This is a genomic window from Candidatus Rickettsiella viridis (genome assembly GCF_003966755.1).
Lineage (GTDB): Bacteria > Pseudomonadota > Gammaproteobacteria > Diplorickettsiales > Diplorickettsiaceae > Rickettsiella_B > Rickettsiella_B viridis.
Genome location: NZ_AP018005.1, coordinates 1,343,873 through 1,363,542, shown reverse-complemented (window position 1 = coordinate 1,363,542; position 19,670 = coordinate 1,343,873). Strand labels below are relative to the sequence as shown.

Sequence of the window (19,670 nt, the reverse complement as noted above, 5' to 3'; positions counted from 1 at the left end):
ATTCTACTTATTAATTCTAAGTAGAAACATAGTTATCTGCTTAAGCAAGATGACTATCTATAAAAGTGGCTAACTGTGATTTTGATAAAGCCCCGACTTTAGTGGCAAGTGCTTTTCCATCTTTAAAGAGAATTAACGTAGGGATACCACGTACACCGTATTTTGCTGGGGTAGCTTGGTTTTCGTCAACGTTTAATTTGCCAATTGTTATTTTTCCAACATACTCTTTGGCTAGCTCGGTTACAATAGGCATAAGCTGTTTGCAAGGGCCACACCACTCGGCCCAGAAGTCAACCAATACAGGCAATTTGGATTTTAAAACTGTTTCTTCAAAGGAAGCATCACTGAGAGTGATAATTGATTCATTACTCATAAGAATGACTATTTGACCTCAAAATAAATGATTTGGCAAGTTGAAGTTATTATTCGTGTTCAGGCGATACAACATAAATACCGGGCGCATTTCGTAAATAGCCGTCATAGTCCATCCCATACCCAAAAACAAAGCCATTGTCCATCGTAATGGCCGTAAAATCTGCAGACTGTATACCGCCAGGCACACGTGTTACCTTTTGCTTATCCAGTAATACCGCTGTATAAACGGCACTTGCGCCTTGTTGGCGACAATACTCAACGATAGCGGCTAATGTCAAGCCACCGTCTAATATATCTTCAATAATTAACACGTTGCGGTTTTTCAAAGAAACACGAGGCTTTGCTACCCAATTTATTTCAGTATTACCCAGTTTTTCGTTGGCATAACGTGTAGCATGGATATAGTCTAGCTCTAAAGGGAAATCAAGCCGGGGCAAGAGATTACCTGCTGGAATTAAACCGCCAATTAGAACACATAAAACAACCGGATTGCTCTCACCTAATTTTTCACTGATTTCTTTGGCAATTTTATCGAGATTGGCTTCAATGGCTTCTTTTGTAAAAAGGCACGTTGCTTTTTCTTTTACTTCTTGGATTTGAGTTGGAATTTGCATGAATGAAACCTAATTATCATTTAATTTGCTGAGTTGATTGACAGCATCGTGCCAAGCAGTGCTTTGTCGTAATAAAGCGGGCTCTAGTGTGCGACGAGGAAATAATTTTTGCAAGCGCTTCGCTGTAGTTTTATTCGATGGGGCACTGTTTTCTAAATAATCTAATGCGGAAATAGCATCTTCTCGGTTATTACAAACTAATATACCGTCGCATCCCGCTCGCAGGGCAAGTTGAACTCGTTCTGTAACATCCCCTAACGCTTTGACAGCTTGCATAGATAAATCATCTGTAAAAATAGCACCCGAGAAATTGAGTTTTTTTCGCAAAATAGTTTGTAGCCAGGATGAAGAAAATCCACAAGGTAATGGGTCGACTTCGCTGTAGACGATATGTGAGGCCATGATGCCATCTAGATAAGGACTTAATTGGGTAAATGGAATTAAGTCATCATTCTCAATGGTTTTGTAATCTCTGGTATCTACTGCAAGGTGGGTATGGGTGTCGCGGGTAACTGCGCCGTGCCCTGGGAAATGTTTCCCGACGGTGCATAGGCCCGCATCGTTGATACCTTGAATAATATGACGTCCTAAGCTGGTAACGATGGCGGGGTTGCCATGGAAGGCACGCGCGCCAATGACTTGGTTATGCCCATTGTTTAAGTCTAGGAGAGGGGCAAAGCTTAAATCTATTCCTAATGATAATAGTTCGCTGGCCATCAACCAGCCGTGTAGTTCAGCAAGCTGAGCTGCTTGTGAGGGGTTCTTTTCATAAAGTTGGCCAATCTTCCCTAAGGCAGGAAGCTGAGTAAACCCAGAAAGGAAACGTTGCACACGCCCACCTTCTTGATCAACGGTTAAAAGCAACCGCTGATTACTGCTATTGCGAATTTGTGATATGAGGTCCAGCAGTTGCTGAGGTGATTCATAGTTGCGTGCAAAAAAGATAATGCCGCCAATCTGTGGATGTTTGAGTATTTCTCGTTCTTCAGAGGAAAGCTCAAGTCCGTTTAAGTCTAAAATAAGAGGGCCCATAGGTAGGATTACTTCAAAGTTTTTACAAGGGAAAAGGTAGTACTCATGGCGATAATGATAACAAACTTTTTCTAATAAAATTCCTCTTGACAAAGAATGCATATGGAGTAGAATGCGCGGCTCTTGGGTGTTACGCCTGAGAGAGAAAGAGAGGCTAAAGAGGCCTCTTTTTTTGGGATGGTCATTAACAAAGTAAGCAGTAAGCAAAGTGTGTGGGCGCTTGGTCGAGAGTGGATGCGAGGGCTGTTGGTGTAAAAGCCGATAGTTATAAGTATTCACAAACCGAGCGCTTGATTTGAATGAGAGATCATAGAATTGAGTGAGCGGAATTAAACAAAGAAGTGAAGAGTTTGATTCTGGCTCAGATTGAACGCTGGCGGTATGCCTAACACATGCAAGTCGAACGGCAGCATGTCCCGCACTTAACTCAGATTGCCTGAATTATTTTGGTATTTTTCACGTTTGTGTGAAAAACTGAAAATGAGAGAGGGGTATAAGAATCTAAGTTAAGTGCGGGATGATGGCGAGTGGCGGACGGGTGAGTAATAGGTAGGAATCTGTCCTGGAGAGTGGGATAACACGCGGAAACGCGTGCTAATACCGCATAATATTGAGAAATCAAAGCAGGGGACCCTTCGGGGCCTTGCGCTCTAGGTTGAGCCTACGTCGGATTAGCTAGTTGGTGGGGTAAAGGCCTACCAAGGCGACGATCCGTAGCTGGTCTGAGAGGATGACCAGCCACACTGGGACTGAGACACGGCCCAGACTCCTACGGGAGGCAGCAGTGGGGAATCTTGGACAATGGGGGAAACCCTGATCCAGCGATACCGCGTGTGTGAAGAAGGCCTTCGGGTTGTAAAGCACTTTAGGTGGGAAAGAAAGGTAATCGAGGAATATTCGATTACTGTGACGGTACCCACAGAATAAGCACCGGCTAACTCTGTGCCAGCAGCCGCGGTAATACAGAGGGTGCAAGCGTTAATCAGAATGACTGGGCGTAAAGGGCGTGTAGGTGGTTGACTAGGTTTGATGTGAAATCCCCGGGCTTAACCTGGGAATGGCGTCGAAAACGGGTTGACTAGAGTGAGAGAGAGGGTTGTGGAATTTCCGGTGTAGCGGTGAAATGCGTAGATATCGGAAAGAACATCAGTGGCGAAGGCGACAACCTGGCTCTTAACTGACACTGAGGCGCGAAGGCGTGGGGAGCAAACAGGATTAGATACCCTGGTAGTCCACGCGGTAAACGATGAGAACTGGCTGTGAGGCGTGGGACTTCGGTTCTGCGCGACGTAGCGAAGCTAACGCGTTAAGTTCTCCGCCTGGGGAGTACGGCCGCAAGGTTAAAACTCAAAGAAATTGACGGGGGCCCGCACAAGCGGTGGAGCATGTGGTTTAATTCGATGCAACCCGAAGAACCTTACCTACCCTTGACATCCTTAGTATTGAGCAGAGATGCTCGAGTGCCGAAAGGAACTAAGAGACAGGTGCTGCATGGCTGTCGTCAGCTCGTGTCGTGAGATGTTGGGTTAAGTCCCGTAACGAGCGCAACCCTTATCCTTTATTGCCAACAGGTAAAGCTGGGAACTTAAAGGAGACTGCCGGTGATAAACCGGAGGAAGGTGGGGACCACGTCAAGTCATCATGGCCTTTATGGGTAGGGCTACACACGTGCTACAATGGAGCGTACAGAAGGAAGCCAACCCGCGAGGGGGAGCCAATCCTGTAAAACGTTTCGTAGTCCGGATTGGAGTCTGCAACTCGACTCCATGAAGTTGGAATCGCTAGTAATCGCGAATCAGCAAGTCGCGGTGAATACGTTCTCGGGCCTTGTACACACCGCCCGTCACACCATGGGAGTGGGTTTTACCAGAAGGCGGTAGATTAACCGAAAGGGGATCGCCGACCACGGTAGGATTCATGACTGGGGTGAAGTCGTAACAAGGTAGCCGTAGGGGAACCTGCGGCTGGATCACCTCCTTATTATAAAATAAGAAAACAAAAACCCTAAGCGCCCAAGCGCTCACACACATTGCTTAACTGTTGGAAGAAAAATCGTCCTAGATTGCCGCGCGCTTCGCGCTCGCAATGACGATGAAGTAGACCGGAGTGAAAAAGTTTACGGGTCTGTAGCTCAGCTGGTTAGAGCACACGCTTGATAAGCGTGGGGTCGGTGGTTCAAGTCCACCCAGACCCACCACGAGTGGAAGACATGGGGCCATAGCTCATTTGGCTAGAGCACCTGCTTTGCACGCAGGGGGTGGTCGGTTCGAATCCGACTGGCTCCACCATGAAAAGGTACAGTCCCGAAAAAGAATAAAAGAGTAACAGGGAAGAAAAACAATAAAACTACGGAAGGTTGGAATCAAATTAATGTCTTAGGCATTAATAGTAGCGTTCATTAACAAGACAAGAATCTGTAAGAAGGCGCGAAGGTAATGAAAAGAGAAGTAAAATTCTTACTAATTATCTTCCAAAAAAAATTGCTTATAGAACGGAATTAATGATTTAACTTCGCAAGAAAAAGAAAAATTAATGAAGTGCTATGAGTGTCAAGTAAATGAAATTATTTTTATAAATAATTTCGGGTATGTTGCATTCAGCGAAAATAAAGAACCAGAACGAGAGGAATTCAATTCAATTATAAAGTACTAATCAAGTATATTGTTCTAGTTTAAGGCGGATGAGTATTGAGGAGTGGAGTGTACTTGTGGTACATGAGCACCGGAAATGCGAGTCCAACGAAGAAATAGAATAAAAGACGCCGATTAGTATAAAAGTAACGAGTTGGGTTCTCAAATCAAGTGAATAAGCGCAGAAGGTGGATGCCTTGGCAGTCGAAGGCGATGAAAGACGTGGAAGCCTGCGAAAAGCTTCGGGGAGTTGGCAAACAAACTTTGATCCGGAGATATCTGAATGGGGAAACCCGATCTATTTTATATAGGTCATTATTAACTGAATACATAGGTTAATAAAGCGAACCGAGGGAACTGAAACATCTAAGTACCTCGAGGAAAAGAAATCAAATGAGATTCTGCAAGTAGCGGCGAGCGAACGTGGAATAGCCTTCACGAGATAGTAGACAAGTTAACCAAACACTCTGGAAAGAGTGGCCATAGAGGGTGATAGCCCCGTCAGTGAAAATTTGTTTATGGTACTAAGCGTGAAAACAAGTAGGGCGGGGCACGAGAAATCCTGTCTGAAGATGGGGGGACCATCCTCCAAGGCTAAATACTCTCGACTGACCGATAGTGAACCAGTACCGTGAGGGAAAGGCGAAAAGAACCCCGGTGAGGGGAGTGAAATAGAACCTGAAACCGTCTGCGTACAAGCAGTAGGAGTCCCGCACTTAAATCACTTTGAGAAAGATAATGCATTATGTTTATGTATTGCAAAATCTAGCTGATAAAGACAATTACTATCTTGGGTGTACGAGCGATCTAAAAAATCGTTTGGTATCACACAATACAGGTAAAAATAAGTCTACAAAAAATAGACAATGGAAAATTGTTTATTATGAAGCTTATTTAACGTTATCAGCAGCAAGAAAACGTGAATATCATTTGAAACAAGATGGTAGAGCGAAAAGTTTCTTGTTTGAACGAATCAAAGAGAGTTTAAAGTGATTTAAGTGCGGGATGACTGCGTACCTTTTGTATAATGGGTCAGCGAGTGACTTTTAGTGGCAAGCTTAACCGAATAGGGTAGGCGAAGGGAAACCGAGTCTTAAAAGGGCGTTGAGTCGCTAGGAGTCGACCCGAAACCGAGCGAGCTAGCCATGTCCAGGGTGAAGCTTCGGTAACACGAAGTGGAGGCCCGAACCCACATCTGTTGCAAAAGATGGGGATGAGGTGTGGCTAGGAGTGAAAGGCTAAACAAGCTCGGAGATAGCTGGTTCTCCTCGAAAGCTATTGAGGTAGCGCCTCGTGTTAGTGACCAGGGGGTAGAGCACTGTTTCGGTAAGGGGGTCATCCCGACTTACTGAGCCGATGCAAACTTCGAATACCTGAGTCATGTTGCACGGGAGACACACGGCGGGTGCTAACGTCCGTCGTGAAAAGGGAAACAACCCAGATCACCTGCTAAAGTCCCAAAATTAGGTTAAGTGTGAAACGTAGTGGAAAGGTTTAAACAGCCAGGAGGTTGGCTTAGAAGCAGCCATCCTTTAAAGAAAGCGTAATAGCTCACTGGTCGAATCGGTCTGCGCGGAAGAATGAACGGGGCTCAAACCTAATACTGAAGCAGTGAATGTAACTAATCTACGGATTGGTTACGTGGTAGAGGAGCGTTCGGTAAGCCGTCGAAGGTGACTTGTAAAGGTTGCTGGAGGTATCCGAAGTGCGAATGCTGACATGAGTAACGATAATGCGGGTGAAAACCCCGCACGCCGAAAGTCCCAGGATTCCTGCGCAACGGTAATCGACGCAGGGTGAGTCGGCCCCTAAGGCGAGGCGGAAACGCGTAGTCGATGGGAAACAGGTTAATATTCCTGTACTTTGACAGACTGTGATGGGAGGACGAAGAAGGCTAAGTGGGCCGGAGACTGGTAGTTCCGGTTTAAGCGAGTAGAGAGAAATTCTAGGAAAATCCGGAGTTTCGTTAATCTTGAGACGCGATGACGATCGATTATCTTCGGATAAAAGAGAAGTCACTGATGCCCTGCTTCCAGGAAAACTCTCTAAACTTCAGGTCTGTTAGAACCGTACCGCAAACCGACACAGGTGGACAGGTAGAAAATACTAAGGCGATGAGACAACTTGGGTGAAGGAACTAGGCAAATTGGCACCGTAACTTCGGGAGAAGGTGCACCTTTTTTGGTGAGTGGATTTACTCCATAAGCTGAAGGAGGTTGAAAGAAACTGGTGGTTGCGACTGTTTATCAAAAACACAGCACTCTGCGAACTCGAAAGAGGAAGTATAGGGTGTGACGCCTGCCCGGTGCCGGAAGGTTAATTGAAGTGGTTAACTTGCGCTGAGATGGCTTTTAAGAACAAAGTAGAGAGAATAATAACTCGAAGAGAAACCTTAAGAGCCATGTCAGCGCAGGTGAAGCTGCGGATCGAAGCCCCGGTAAACGGCGGCCGTAACTATAACGGTCCTAATATTGCGAAATTCCTTGTCGGGTAAGTTCCGACCTGCACGAATGGCGTAACGACAGCCACACTGTCTCCACCCAAGACTCAGTGAAATTGAAATCGCTGTGAAGATGCAGCGTACCCGCGGCAAGACGGAAAGACCCCGTGCACCTTTACTACAGCTTTACACTGAACTTTGAATTTGACTGTGTAGCCTAGGTGGGAGACTTTGAAGCGCGTTCGCTAGAATGCGTGGAGTCGGAAGGTGAAATACCACCCTGTGAAAGTCGGAGTTCTAACCTAGCGTTCTAATCGAGCGTGGGGACCGTGTATGGTGGGTAGTTTGACTGGGGCGGTCTCCTCCTAAAGAGTAACGGAGGAGCACGAAGGTACCCTCAGCGCGGTCGGACATCGCGCATTGCGTGTAATGGCACAAGGGTGCTTGACTGCGAGACAAACACGTCGAGCAGGTGCGAAAGCAAGTCATAGTGATCCGGTGGTTCCGAATGGAAGGGCCATCGCTTAACGAATAAAAGGTACGCCGGGGATAACAGGCTGATACCGCCCAAGAGTTCATATCGACGGCGGTGTTTGGCACCTCGATGTCGGCTCATCACATCCTGGGGCTGAAGCAGGTCCCAAGGGTATGGCTGTTCGCCATTTAAAGTGGTACGCGAGCTGGGTTCAGAACGTCGTGAGACAGTTCGGTCCCTATCTGCCGTGGGCGCTGGAGATTTGAGAGGAGCTACGCCTAGTACGAGAGGACCGGCGTGGAGGTACCGCTGGTGGTCCGGTTGTTTCGCCAGAAGCATAGCCGGGTAGCTACGTACCGACGGGATAACCGCTGAAAGCATCTAAGCGGGAAGCCCCCCTCAAGATAAGATCTCCCGAGAATTTAATTCTCCTAAAGGTTTGTTGTAGACGACAACGTCGATAGGTGGGATGTGTAAGTGCAGTAATGTATTGAGCTAACCCATACTAATTAACCGTGAGGCTTGATTTGAGAATCCAACTGGTTACTTTTAAGAAAACTAAGTTGGTTGTTGAATGTAGGCATACCACAAACAAGCGATACGATAAAAAACTTTTTACAGATTATTTGTTTTGATACACAAAAAAGAATTATTTTCGTCATTGCGAGCGCTTTAAGCGCGTGGCAATCTAGTAGACAGGGTAATTAGATTACTCAATAAAGTACATGCTGGAGATGGCCACGCTCACTCACGTGAGCTCGCCATGACGGGAATTAACGATTGCCTGGCGACCTTAGCGAGTAGGTCCCACCTGATCCCATTCCGAACTCAGAAGTGAAACTACTCTGCGCCAATGATACTTTGGGGTTTCCCCCATGGGAAAGTAGGGCATTGCCAGGCTTCTTAATCTAAAAACCCGCTAACAAGCGGGTTTTTTTTAACTTTTTTCTTATGACAAGTTCTTCATCTATACATTATTCAGTGGCTGATTTTTTTTATGATTTGCCGCCAGAACTTATTGCTGCGTACCCTACACAACAACGTACGGATAGTCGTTTAATGTGTTTGAATAAGCAAACAAAAACGGTTGAGCATAAAAAATTTAAAGATATTTTAACGTTAATTAATCCAGGCGATCTTTTGGTCTTAAACGATACGAAAGTCATTCCTGCGCGTTTATTTGCGCATAAGCCAACGGGTGGCAAGGTTGAAATTTTAATTGAGCGTATTTTAGATGAGGAGCGTATTTTAGCACATTTAAAATCAAGTAAATCATTAAAAATAGGTACTCAGTTACATTTAGAAAATGAGATAAGGCTAGAAATAACAAACCGAACGGAAAACTTATTTGAATTACAGCTTTTAGATAAGGTAGATTCTATCTTAGCGTTGCTTAATGCAATTGGCCATATGCCTCTTCCCCCTTATTTACAGCGCCAAGATGAAAATTTTGATAAAGAGCGTTATCAAACTATTTTTGCGCAAACACCAGGTGCGGTTGCCGCACCTACTGCTGGGTTGCACTTTGATGAGGAACTCTTAACTCAGCTACGAAATAAAGGTGTCAATATAGCCTTCATTACGTTGCATGTAGGCTCAGGAACTTTTCAGCCGATTCGTACGGAAAAGCTCGAAGATCACCTGATGCATTCTGAAACGGTGACTGTTTCTGCGGAAGTTTGTCAAAAAATAGCGGAAACAAAACGGCAAGGTAAACGAGTGATTGCCGTAGGGACAACCACGGTAAGGAGTTTAGAAACCGTGGCAAGCAAGGGATTTGTTGCGCCATTTCAAGGCGAAACCAAGCTTTTTATTTATCCAGGTTTTTCTTTTCATTGTGTTGATGCATTGATAACTAATTTCCATTTACCTACATCAACTTTATTGATGCTGGTTTGTGCCTTTGCGGGATATCAATCCGTTATGCACGCGTATCAGCAAGCGATTAACCATCAATATCGTTTCTTTAGCTATGGGGATGCCCTGTGGGTTGGCTAGAACGACTTTAGAGTCGTATTGCTAGATAAAGAGCAACTTTAAAGTGCAATATTTGCGAATACCAGGGGAACCAGGTAAATTGCATATCTTTCAGGTCATCGGCCGTCTTAATTGAGGAGAGAATAATGAGTTTTTTTATCAGCAACGCTTTAGCTGAATCAGCAGCTACTACGACTTCTACAGCACCACAAGGCGGTGGGTTTTCGCAAATTCTTATTTTATTAGGTTTTGTGGTTATTTTTTATTTACTACTGTGGCGTCCACAAGCGAAACGGGCAAAAGAGCATCGCCAGTTAATGGCTAGTTTAGCGATGGGCGACGAAGTTATCACAACCGGCGGTATGGTAGGCAAGATAACAGCGCTTAGAGACGATTTAGTTACTCTAAAAATTGCTGAAAATGTTGAAATTAAAATGCAAAAAGCGGCGATTGCTAGTGTATTACCCAAGGGAACAGTTTAGAAAATGTCTTCAATTGCACGATGCTGGCCAAAAATCATCTGTTTATCTACGTTTCGTTACTCACATACGCGTATGTATGCTGCGTTACGATACTCGATAAACAGCGCTTTTTGTCTCATCCTAGCACAATTGAAAACATTTTCGTGAGGTTTTAGTTAGTCTTTATGCTGAATAAATATCCACTTTGGAAGAATATTTTATTGGTTTTGCTCGTAGTGATTGGATTCATCTACGCCATTCCCAATCTTTTTCCTGAACAACCTGCTGTTCAGATTTCCCCTGTTGCTACAGTGAATACTGATATGGGGTTTTTGAATGCCAAAGTGGAACAGCTTATTAAAACAGGGCGGATTCACCCTATTAGCCAAGAACTTGATAAACAAACTATTTTTTTGCGTTTTAACAATACGGATGTGCAGCTTAAAGCAAAGGATATTTTATCGGTTGCCTTAGGTGATGATTATACAGTCGCCGTTAATTTGCTGTCTTCTACGCCAAAATGGATGCAAGCCATTGGAGCTCTGCCCATGAAATTAGGCCTCGATCTGCGAGGTGGTGTGCATTTTGCACTAGAAGTAGATGTTAACAGTGTTATTGCACAGCGAATGCAAGGGCTGATGAAAAATATTGGCGAAAACCTACAGCAAGCTAATATTCGGTATACTGAATTAATTCCTGTGGATCAGCAGTTGAATCTTGTTTTTCCTGATGCAAATAGTTTAAATAAAGCTAAATCTTTATTAGAACGCCAGTTTCCTGAATTTCTATTTACTACACAAACGGTTAATCAGCATTATCAGCTTTCTTTACAGTGGACAGAACAAGGCTTGACTAACTTGCGGCAATCGGCGATTGATCAAACGATTAATACCTTACGCAACCGGATTAATGAGCTGGGTGTTGCCGAACCTATCGTTCAGCAACAAGGCAGAAATAGAATTTTAGTTGATTTGCCCGGTGTTCAAGATATTGCGCGTGCTCAACAAATTTTAGGCGGAACAGCGACCATAGAGTTTCGTTTAGTTGATGTAACGCATGATGCACGTAGTGCACAAACCTCGGGCGCTATACCGTCGGGTTTTGAACTGTATCATTATCAAAACCAACCTGTTTTATTAAACAAAGAAATTATTTTAACGGGTAATTCAATTACTGATTCTTCAACCAGTTTTGACGAGTCTGGCCGTTCTGCGGTCAGTATTAGCCTGGGTGGTGGCGGAGAGAGTTATTTTCATCGTATTACCGGTGAAAATGTCGGTAAACCTTTAGCCATTGTGTATGTAGAAACTAAATCAACAACCAAGTCAGTGAATGGTGAGATCATTCATATTCCGCGAAAAATAGAGCGGGTGATTAGCATTGCAACCATTCAAACAGCGCTTCCACCGAACTTCCAAGTGACTGGCTTAACGAACACGCAAGAGGCACTTAATCTTTCCTTATTATTACGTGCAGGGGCATTGCCGGCACCTATTTATGTAGTTGAACAGCGAACCATCGGTCCGCAATTAGGTGCAGAGAATATTCATAAGGGATTTATCTCTATTGTTATTGGACTTATTTTAGCCATTATTTTTATGGCGATTTATTATGGTGTATTTGGGGTGATTGCAGACATTGCTTTAGCGATGAATGTTGTTTTATTGGTTGCATTATTGTCCCTATTAGGGATGACCTTAACGTTGCCAGGTATGGCAGGAATTGTATTAACCGTCGGTATGGCTGTTGATGCCAATGTATTGATATTCGAGCGTATTCGTGAAGAGTTACGCAATGGTGCTTCACCGCAAGCGAGTATTCATGCGGGTTATGATCGTGCACTAGCAACTATTATTGATGCCAATGTGACAACACTGATTGCGGCGTTAGTTTTGTTTGGGATTGGAACAGGCTCTATTAAAGGCTTTGCTGTTACTCTGACATTGGGGTTACTTACCTCTATGTTAACAGGCGTTATGTTAACACGGGCACTGGTTAATGCTTGGTTTGGTGGCCGAACAGTCAAACACTTACCCATAGGTATATAGCGAGAATTCATTATGGAATTTTTTAAAAAACAAACCCATATTGATTTTTTAGGGTTGCAACGTTGGGCAGCGACTCTGTCATTAATTCTTATGTTAATTTCAGTTATTTCGCTATTAACTAAGGGTTTGCATTGGGGATTAGATTTTACAGGCGGTAGTCAATTACAAATTTCGTTTAAGCATTCGGTAGAGCTACCTAAAATTCGTCATACATTAGAACAGCTTGGGTTTAAAGATGCGCTGGTACAGAGTTATGGCACATCACAGGATGTATTAATAAGTCTCGCTGATCAAAAGACTACTCAGCATAATTTAGCTACTCAGATTATTCAGGCATTTCCAGGCGCTCAATTAAAACAACTTGAATTTATTGGCCCACAAGTAGGGCGTGAATTGGCTACGCAAGGTGCTTTAGCGGTATTTATTGCTTTATTGGGTATCATGATTTACATCGCGCTACGTTTTGAATATCGATTTGCCATCGGGGCGGCGGTTGCTTTAATTCATGATCCTATTTTAATTTTAGGTATTTTTTCTTTATTTCATATTGAGTTTAATTTAACAGCACTTGCCGCTATATTAGCCGTCATTGGTTATTCTCTTAATGATACGATCGTTATCTTTGATAGAATCCGTGAAAACTTTCGTAAAATGCGCAAAAATACCGCGGTTGAAGTGGTTAATCTTTCAATCAACCAAACCTTATCAAGAACCATTATGACATCAGCTACTACGCTTTTTGTTGTGCTTTCATTGTGTATTTTTGGTGGTCCTATGATTCATAGTTTTGCACTGGCTTTAGTGATAGGAATAGTGGTGGGAACTTACTCTTCTATTTATGTGGCAGGCGCTTTAGCGGTTGCGTTGGGTCTTGATAGAAGTAATTTGTTACCTACTTCCAAAGAAGTTGATTCTAGACCTTAATTTAGAAGAAAGCTTACTATTGAATTGCTTTTAGTAATAAGGGGCAGAGCTTTGGATTTGCGCCGATAATATGACCTGTTTCGAAGTAATTTTCGCCACCCTTTAAATCACAGACGATTCCGCCTGCTTCTTGAATGAGTAAAATTCCCGCCGCCATATCCCAAGGTTCAAGATTAAGCTCTAATGTGGCATCTAAACGGCCAGCGGCTACATAAGCCAGATCAAGAACAGCTGAGCCGGTACGGCGGATACCGCTGGCTTGAGCCATCATATGGCGTAGTGCTTCTTTGTTAAGCGAAGAGGCTAAGGTATTGAGTCCTCCTCTAGAGGGGATTGAAATCCCTAAAAGTGACTCTTCGATGCTTGTACGGTCACTGACGCGTAAACGGCGGGTGAAACGTTGTGTATTATTTAAATAAGCACCTTGGCCCCGTGATGCGGAAAATGTTTCTTGTCGCAAAGGGTCATAGACGAGAGCATACTCAATTTTATTTTTCTCTTGGTTTTTAATGGCAATAGAAACAGCGAAGTGAGGAAAATCATGGATGAAGTTACTGGTGCCATCTAAAGGATCGATGATCCAGAGATAGTCTGTACCATCAATACTATTGCTTTCTTCAGCCATGATGCCATGGCGAGGGTAAGCCTCTTGGATTATCTCGATAATCGCTTTTTCAGCTTTTAGATCGATTTCTGTGACGATGCCGCGATTATCCTCTTTTTTGTGTAGCCTTATGCGGTCTAAACGGTTTAGGCCGTCTAAAATGATTTTTCCTGCTTGTCGAGCAGCACGGTCGGCGATATTTAAAAAAGGATGCATTGTCGTTTGTTTAGGGTAAAAAGCGTGTTGCTGTGAGTATATGTCTTTGAATTAGGAAGGATGATACCATAAGTTTGTTTTTATTAAATAACATTATAAATGACCCTACCAGAGCTTCTTGCGCGAATCCGTATCGTTTTAGTTAATCCCAGTGACCCCGGTAATATTGGTGCTGCCGCGCGAGCCATGAAGACGATGGGGTTAAGGCATCTTTATCTGGTTGCGCCGGAGGCTTTTCCTCATCGTAAAGCATCTGTGAGGGCTAGTAACGCCTTAGATGTTTTGGCAAACACCGTGGTGGTTGATACGCTAGAAGAGGCGCTCAAGGATTGTCATTTAGTCTTTGGCACGAGTACACGAGTGCGTGAGCTTAATTGGGTATCTTTAGCGGCTCGTGAAGCCGCGGAAAAAATAACTGAAATGCCACAGCAAGAAATCGCTATTTTGTTTGGGTGTGAACGTTGTGGCTTGAGCAATCAAGAGTTGCAGCAATGCCATTTTCAAATTACCATTCCTGCTAATACGGTTTATAGTTCCTTAAACCTTGCATCGGCCGTACAAATTGTTTGTTATGAGCTTCGAGTGGCTTTCTTAAATAAAAAAGCCACGGTAATTAAGCAAAGGGATTTAGCGAAGGTAGAACAACTTGAATATTTTTACCAGCATTTAGAAAGCGTATTAAAGTCAGTTAATTTTTTGCAACCTGTTCGTAGTCAGCAAATTATGGATCGTTTGCGTCGTTTATTTAGTCGTGCTGAATTGGATGTAACCGAAGTAAAGATTTTACGGGGTGTATTGAGTGCAACGCAAAAAAAACTGCTGGCTAGTAGCCATAAAATAAATGATGAATAATCAATTTTCGTCACGGCTTATTAAAGCGAGCAAAGCGACTTCCGCTAGAGTAATGGAAATAACAACACCGCATGGAATACTGACCACGCCGACGTTTATGCCTGTAGGAACACGGGCGTTTGTTAATCACATGACACCCGATGATCTTATTCATGCCGGTTCACAAATTATTTTAGGTGGGAATACCTATCATATGTTGCTTAACCCGGGAATGGATGTGATAAAAGCAAGTGGTGGTATGCATCGTTTGATGGCGTGGAATAAACCGATGCTAACGGATAGCGGTGGGTTCCAAGTATTTAGTTTATCTAAAAATTCAAAAATTTGTCGCATTGATTCAGAAGGTGCGCATTTTAAACATCCCATCAATGGGAAAGTTATTCATTTAACGCCAAAAAGCTCTATAGAAACACAGAAAATTATCGGTGCTGATATTATTATGGCATTCGATGAATGTACGCCGGAACAAGGTGGAAGAGAAGCGGCATTGCCGGCCATGGAGCGTACACATCGTTGGTTATTAGAGTCAAAAGAAACCTATCTAGCATCACCTTATTCTGCTTATGGGTATAAACAAGCGTTGTTTGGCATTGTTCAAGGTGGTAGTTTTCAAGACCTTCGAGAGCAAAGCGCACGCTTTATTGTTGACGCCGATCTCGAAGGTATTGCTATAGGTGGAGAAGTCATTGGTTTTAATATGCAGAAAACCGGTGAAGTCATTGATTGGGTACGTCCTTTATTGCCGGCTAATAAAGTGCGATATACGATGGGTGTAGGTCTTAACCCACAAGATTTAATTGACGTGGTTAAAAAAGGTATAGACTTATTTGACTGTGTTGCACCGACACGAAATGCACGGCATGGTGGGTTATACCATGGAAAAATAAGTAAAACAGCCGACTGGATAACGTTTCTTAGTGAAGAACAAAATGGCAGGTTGTTTATTGGGAAAGCGATTTATGCAAAAGATGACAGACCTATTTTAGAAGGTTGTTTATGTTATACTTGCTTACACTTCAGCCGCGCGTATTTGCGTTTTTTATTTAAACAAGGATCGTCTCTTTATAGCCAATTGGCATGTATTCATAATATTTTCATTATGCAGACAGTTTGCGAGCAACTACGCGCTTTGATTCTTGCGGAGCGAACTGAAGAGTAATTTCTTATTTTTGTGGTTAGCGTGTTTAGATCCTTATGGTCGTCTGCGGAACAACATCGTTATAAATGAAATAATCGCCAATATAATGAATATGAGAAAGATGATTTTAGCAATGCCTGCAGCGGCTATAAAAACACCGGTGTATCCCACAATAGCCGCTATGATAGCAATGGCTAGAAATATAAAAGCCCACATTAACATCGTGTTTTCTCCCCTATTAAATTTCCTTGAGCTTTAAGGTTAGTTGATGAATCGAGTAGTCGCAAGTTGGGTTCTAGCCTTTGTAAGGAAGAAATTTATATTTTTAGTTAATTAGCGGGTTTCGTAAGTAGACTCGCAGCTGAAAATTCAAGTGCGAAGCGTATAAAATGCTACATCAATAAAGGAGAGCAAAGTTATGCCTATCAGCGAATCACAAATCGTGAGTTCTGTATTGAATGAAACGCGTGTTTTTCCTCCCCCTCCACACTTTGCTGAGAAGGCGGCTATTAAATCAATGGCAGATTATGAACAAATATACCGCTATTCGATTGAGCATCCTGAACAATTTTGGGCCGAGATTGCTGGGGAGCTTGATTGGCTTAAACCATGGGATAAGGTTTTAACGTGGAAAGAACCCTATGCGACTTGGTTTGAAGGTGGAAAGACGAATATTGCTTATAACTGTTAACTGTTTGGATCGACATTTAGCGCAATATGCTGATAAGCCGGCATTGATTTGGGAAGGTGAACCAGGCGAACAACGCCAATTAACTTATCAAGCGTTGCATGAGGCAGTTTGCCAATTTGCTAATGGGTTAAAAACGCTGGGAATAAAAAAAGCGGATTTTGTTACGCTTTACATGCCTTTAATTCCAGAGCTCATCATTGCCGTGTTAGCTTGTGCTCGTCTCGGTGTTATTCATAATGTGGTTTTTGGTGGTTATTCTGTACAAGCGTTAGAAAGCCGCATTCAGGATTCTAAAACGAAATGCGTCATTACGGCTGATGGCGGTTATAGGCGCGGCAAGGTTATCCCGCTAAAATCTGTGGTAGATGAAGCATTAGTGGCTTGTACGCATGTAGAAAAAGTGATTGTTTATCAGCGTACCCAAGAGCCCATTTCTTTAAAACCTAAGCGTGATATTTGGTGGCATGATTTGATCCAATCACAGCCAATCGATTGTGTTGCTGAACCGTTAGATAGCGAGGATGTGCTTTTTATTCTTTATACTTCAGGTTCTACGGGTGTACCGAAAGGAATTTTTCACAGTACTGCCGGTTACATGGTGGGTGCTTATTATACGTCGAAAATAGTATTTGATTTAAAACCAGAAGATATTTATTGGTGTACAGCGGATGTTGGCTGGATTACAGGGCATACGTATGTTGTTTATGGCCCGTTATTAAATGCGGCGAGCATGGTTATTTATGAAGGTGCACCTAACTGGCCTGACCCCAGTCGTTTTTGGAAATTTATTGATAAGTATAAAGTTAGTATTTTCTATACGGCGCCGACAGCGGTTCGTTCATTTATGAAATGGGGCGATGAATGGATAGAGGGGAGCGATCTCTCTTCTTTACGCTTATTAGGTAGCGTAGGTGAACCATTAAATCCAGAGGCTTGGGTTTGGTATTCAAAAAAAATAGGTAAAGAGCGTTGTCCCATTGTAGATACATGGTGGCAAACTGAAACAGGCGCTATTATGATTTCGCCACTGCCAGGCACGACTGCAACAAAACCAGGTTCAGTTGCTAAACCTTTGCCGGGTGTGGTGGTTGATATTGTGGATCCTTCTTCAGGTGAATCAGTTCCTTTAGGACAAGGAGGTGCTTTAGTGATTCGCCAGCCATGGCCTAGTATGCTGCGTGGCATTTGGAATGATCCTGAACGTTATGCAGAACAATATTGGAGTCAAATTTCTCATGTGTATTTTTCAGGGGATAGCGCGCATTACGATGAACAAGGTTACATTTGGATTTTGGGGCGTGTAGATGATGTGATTAAAGTGTCGGGGCATCGTTTAGGTACGGCTGAGATCGAATCTGCTTTACTGAGTTATCCTTCTGTTGCGGAAGCAGCGGTGGTAGCGATACCTGATAAAACAACGGGTCAGGCGATTACAGCATTTGTTACGTTGTGTGATGCCGCCGTCGCTTCCCCAGTATTAAAAGATAAAATTATTAATCAAGTGCGAAATACAATCGGTCCTTTAGCGCAGCCAAAACAACTTATTTTTACCGTCTCGTTACCTAAAACGCGATCAGGAAAAATTATGCGTCGTTTATTACGTGACGTTGCAGCTAATCGCCAGATTAATCAAGATGTTTCTACCCTGGAAGATTTTTCAGTATTAATGGAATTACAAAAGAAAGGTAGAGATAATCAACACGTATGAAAGCTATTATTGTTATTCCCGCACGCTACCATTCAGGTCGCTTTCCAGGCAAGCCATTAACACCAATTAAAGGCCACAGCTTGCTTTATAGGGTTTGGTGTATTGCTAAATCAGTTAAACAGATTGACGAGGTTTATATTGCGACTGATCATGCAGATATTCAATCCCATGCAGTTGCGTTTGGTGCAAAAGTCATCATGACTGAAGCTTGTGAAAATGGAACGGCACGTGTGTTTAATGCTATTTCTACGTTAAATGAAAAACCGGAGATTATTTTTAACTTGCAAGGTGATGCGGTTTTAACACCACCGTGGATTATTCAGGCATTGATCGATACGATGTTGGCAAATTCTAATATAGCGATGACAACGCCAGCGACGCGCATAACACGAGATCAGTACGCCAGTATGCAGGCAGACAAATTAAAAGGCGAAGTGGGCGGGACTATGGTTGTCTGTGATAAAGACGATAATGCCTTGTATTTTTCCAAAAGCATGATCCCTTACCTGAGAGATACTATGATGGAAAATCCCCCGCTGTATCGGCATATTGGTCTGTATGCGTACCGTTATGTAACATTGGAAAAATATACGACGCTTTCTGCCATGCCATTAGAAATCCTTGAAGGGCTTGAACAATTGCGATTGTTAGAAAATGGCGTCGCTATTCGAGTGGTGATGGTCGATTATAAAGGTCGTACACATGCCTCTATTGATAGCCCTGATGATGTGAAGCGTGTGGAATTGATTATTGATAAAGAAGGTGAATTAGTAGAAATTAAATAGATATTGATGATATGAAAATAATTTTTTCTAGACACGGCAATACCTTCTCCCCTGGAGAAACGCCCGTATGGGTGGGGGCAAGAGAAGATTTGCCACTGGTTGATTCAGGTATTCAACAAGCTAAAAATTTAGCGCATGTTATTCAAGAAGTCGGTTTAAATTTAAAAGCAATTTACTGTGGTCCTCTGAGCAGAACAAACAATTACGCTAAAATTATTGTAGAGGAGCTTCATTCTTCACTAAAACCGATGATTGATCCTCGTTTAAATGAAATTGATTATGGAAAGTGGTCTGGCTTGAGTAATGTAGAGATTCAGGCGCAAGGTGATGCTGACGCATTGGTTGCTTGGGAGAAATTAAGTCAATGGCCAAAAGAAGCCGATTGGCTAGATTCTCCTGACATTATTTTCAGCGAAATTAAGGCATTTACAGACGATTTAATAAAAAAATACGCAGCAGACGATGCGGTTCTTGTTGTTACGAGTAACGGGCGCTTACGTTATTTTTTGCAATTGATCCCAGGTGCGTTTACGCAACATATTCAGAATAATACTTTTAAAGTAAGTACAGGTAATATTTGTTTATTTGAGCATGATTCTCAAGGATGGCAGGTTAAATTTTGGAATAAAAAACCCGAATATTGTTTATATGGTTTTTTTTAATAAAGCTTTAAGCATTATAACCTAGTATAGAGGTCATT

General features: G+C 42.9%; 15 protein-coding genes, 2 tRNA genes and 3 rRNA genes. 15 read left to right on the top strand and 5 right to left on the bottom strand.

Features of this window, described 5'->3' with window-relative positions; translation table 11 throughout:
- Positions 1–40: 40 nt before the first annotated feature.
- The 3 genes from trxA to nagZ are packed head-to-tail and all read right to left on the bottom strand — an operon-like array spanning position 41 to position 2,021.
- Complete coding sequence (trxA, locus tag DMP02_RS06200) at positions 41–373, bottom strand: thioredoxin TrxA (protein ID WP_126323276.1); 333 nt, start codon at positions 371–373, stop codon at positions 41–43.
- 49 nt (positions 374–422) lie between these two features.
- The gene (locus DMP02_RS06195) at positions 423–989 is read right to left on the bottom strand and encodes a hypoxanthine-guanine phosphoribosyltransferase (protein ID WP_126323275.1); all 567 of its coding nucleotides are present in this window, start codon (positions 987–989) and stop codon (positions 423–425) included.
- A gap of 9 nt (positions 990–998) precedes the next feature.
- Positions 999–2,021: a beta-N-acetylhexosaminidase gene (nagZ, locus tag DMP02_RS06190; protein ID WP_172593997.1), complete on the bottom strand. Its 1,023-nt coding sequence runs from the start codon at positions 2,019–2,021 to the stop codon at positions 999–1,001.
- A gap of 338 nt (positions 2,022–2,359) precedes the next feature.
- Between nagZ and DMP02_RS06185 the strand changes: the two genes are divergently transcribed.
- From DMP02_RS06185 to secF, 9 genes are all read left to right on the top strand, one after another.
- Positions 2,360–4,001 (top strand): 16S ribosomal RNA (locus DMP02_RS06185).
- Between the two features lie 140 nt (positions 4,002–4,141).
- Positions 4,142–4,218, top strand: a tRNA-Ile gene (locus DMP02_RS06180).
- Positions 4,219–4,232: 14 nt separating this feature from the next.
- Positions 4,233–4,309: transfer RNA gene (locus DMP02_RS06175), tRNA-Ala, on the top strand.
- A gap of 507 nt (positions 4,310–4,816) precedes the next feature.
- Positions 4,817–8,096, top strand: a 23S ribosomal RNA gene (locus DMP02_RS06170).
- 253 nt (positions 8,097–8,349) lie between these two features.
- Positions 8,350–8,466: ribosomal RNA gene (gene rrf / locus DMP02_RS06165) — 5S ribosomal RNA — on the top strand.
- Together the 16S, 23S and 5S rRNA genes with 2 tRNA genes alongside form the textbook arrangement of a ribosomal RNA operon.
- Positions 8,467–8,517: 51 nt before the next feature.
- Complete coding sequence (gene queA / locus DMP02_RS06160; protein WP_126323273.1) at positions 8,518–9,564, top strand: tRNA preQ1(34) S-adenosylmethionine ribosyltransferase-isomerase QueA; 1,047 nt, start codon at positions 8,518–8,520, stop codon at positions 9,562–9,564.
- Between the two features lie 125 nt (positions 9,565–9,689).
- On the top strand, positions 9,690–10,025 hold the full coding sequence (gene yajC / locus DMP02_RS06155; RefSeq protein ID WP_126323272.1) for a preprotein translocase subunit YajC: 336 nt from the start codon (positions 9,690–9,692) through the stop codon (positions 10,023–10,025).
- 164 nt (positions 10,026–10,189) lie between these two features.
- Positions 10,190–12,052, top strand: coding sequence for a protein translocase subunit SecD (gene secD / locus DMP02_RS06150; protein ID WP_126323271.1), 1,863 nt, complete (start codon positions 10,190–10,192; stop codon positions 12,050–12,052).
- Positions 12,053–12,064: 12 nt separating this feature from the next.
- Positions 12,065–12,976 (top strand): protein translocase subunit SecF, encoded by a 912-nt coding sequence (gene secF / locus DMP02_RS06145; RefSeq protein ID WP_126323270.1) that lies wholly within the window; start codon positions 12,065–12,067, stop codon positions 12,974–12,976.
- A 16-nt stretch (positions 12,977–12,992) separates the two neighbouring features.
- Here the strand turns inward: secF and DMP02_RS06140 are convergent, their stop codons facing one another.
- On the bottom strand, positions 12,993–13,796 hold the full coding sequence (locus DMP02_RS06140; protein ID WP_126323269.1) for an inositol monophosphatase family protein: 804 nt from the start codon (positions 13,794–13,796) through the stop codon (positions 12,993–12,995).
- Positions 13,797–13,895: 99 nt separating this feature from the next.
- On the opposite strand from DMP02_RS06140, the gene DMP02_RS06135 reads away from it, so the two are divergent.
- The gene (locus tag DMP02_RS06135; RefSeq protein WP_126323268.1) at positions 13,896–14,648 is read left to right on the top strand and encodes an RNA methyltransferase; all 753 of its coding nucleotides are present in this window, start codon (positions 13,896–13,898) and stop codon (positions 14,646–14,648) included.
- The gene (tgt, locus tag DMP02_RS06130) at positions 14,641–15,807 is read left to right on the top strand and encodes a tRNA guanosine(34) transglycosylase Tgt (RefSeq protein WP_126323267.1); all 1,167 of its coding nucleotides are present in this window, start codon (positions 14,641–14,643) and stop codon (positions 15,805–15,807) included. The genes DMP02_RS06135 and tgt overlap by 8 nt, the downstream gene beginning before the upstream one ends.
- A gap of 33 nt (positions 15,808–15,840) precedes the next feature.
- Here the strand turns inward: tgt and DMP02_RS06125 are convergent, their stop codons facing one another.
- Complete coding sequence (locus DMP02_RS06125; protein WP_126323266.1) at positions 15,841–16,008, bottom strand: DUF1328 family protein; 168 nt, start codon at positions 16,006–16,008, stop codon at positions 15,841–15,843.
- A 196-nt stretch (positions 16,009–16,204) separates the two neighbouring features.
- Here DMP02_RS06125 and DMP02_RS07400 point away from each other — a divergent pair, with 196 nt between their 5' ends.
- The 4 genes from DMP02_RS07400 to DMP02_RS06110 are packed head-to-tail and all read left to right on the top strand — an operon-like array spanning position 16,205 to position 19,632.
- A complete protein-coding gene (locus tag DMP02_RS07400; RefSeq protein WP_232019633.1) occupies positions 16,205–16,477 on the top strand; it encodes an acetyl-coenzyme A synthetase N-terminal domain-containing protein in 273 nt (90 codons plus the stop codon).
- Complete coding sequence (gene acs, locus DMP02_RS06120) at positions 16,428–18,185, top strand: acetate--CoA ligase (RefSeq protein ID WP_232019632.1); 1,758 nt, start codon at positions 16,428–16,430, stop codon at positions 18,183–18,185. Before DMP02_RS07400 ends, acs begins: the two co-directional genes overlap by 50 nt.
- Entirely contained in the window at positions 18,182–18,970 is a 789-nt protein-coding gene (kdsB, locus tag DMP02_RS06115; protein ID WP_126323265.1) for a 3-deoxy-manno-octulosonate cytidylyltransferase, read from the top strand. The genes acs and kdsB overlap by 4 nt, the downstream gene beginning before the upstream one ends.
- An 11-nt stretch (positions 18,971–18,981) precedes the next feature.
- A complete protein-coding gene (locus DMP02_RS06110) occupies positions 18,982–19,632 on the top strand; it encodes a histidine phosphatase family protein (RefSeq protein ID WP_126323264.1) in 651 nt (216 codons plus the stop codon).
- Positions 19,633–19,670 lie beyond the last annotated feature (38 nt).

Bases quoted from the DNA above. Each gene is read 5' to 3' on its own strand.
- trxA (WP_126323276.1), bottom strand. From the start codon at position 373: ATGAGTAATGAATCAATTATCACTCTCAGTGATGCTTCCTTTGAAGAA.
- DMP02_RS06195 (WP_126323275.1), bottom strand. From the start codon at position 989: ATGCAAATTCCAACTCAAATCCAAGAAGTAAAAGAAAAAGCAACGTGC.
- nagZ (WP_172593997.1), bottom strand. From the start codon at position 2,021: ATGGGCCCTCTTATTTTAGACTTAAACGGACTTGAGCTTTCCTCTGAA.
- queA (WP_126323273.1), top strand. From the start codon at position 8,518: ATGACAAGTTCTTCATCTATACATTATTCAGTGGCTGATTTTTTTTAT.
- yajC (WP_126323272.1), top strand. From the start codon at position 9,690: ATGAGTTTTTTTATCAGCAACGCTTTAGCTGAATCAGCAGCTACTACG.
- secD (WP_126323271.1), top strand. From the start codon at position 10,190: ATGCTGAATAAATATCCACTTTGGAAGAATATTTTATTGGTTTTGCTC.
- secF (WP_126323270.1), top strand. From the start codon at position 12,065: ATGGAATTTTTTAAAAAACAAACCCATATTGATTTTTTAGGGTTGCAA.
- DMP02_RS06140 (WP_126323269.1), bottom strand. From the start codon at position 13,796: ATGCATCCTTTTTTAAATATCGCCGACCGTGCTGCTCGACAAGCAGGA.
- DMP02_RS06135 (WP_126323268.1), top strand. From the start codon at position 13,896: ATGACCCTACCAGAGCTTCTTGCGCGAATCCGTATCGTTTTAGTTAAT.
- tgt (WP_126323267.1), top strand. From the start codon at position 14,641: ATGAATAATCAATTTTCGTCACGGCTTATTAAAGCGAGCAAAGCGACT.
- DMP02_RS06125 (WP_126323266.1), bottom strand. From the start codon at position 16,008: ATGTTAATGTGGGCTTTTATATTTCTAGCCATTGCTATCATAGCGGCT.
- DMP02_RS07400 (WP_232019633.1), top strand. From the start codon at position 16,205: ATGCCTATCAGCGAATCACAAATCGTGAGTTCTGTATTGAATGAAACG.
- acs (WP_232019632.1), top strand. From the start codon at position 16,428: ATGCGACTTGGTTTGAAGGTGGAAAGACGAATATTGCTTATAACTGTT.
- kdsB (WP_126323265.1), top strand. From the start codon at position 18,182: ATGAAAGCTATTATTGTTATTCCCGCACGCTACCATTCAGGTCGCTTT.
- DMP02_RS06110 (WP_126323264.1), top strand. From the start codon at position 18,982: ATGAAAATAATTTTTTCTAGACACGGCAATACCTTCTCCCCTGGAGAA.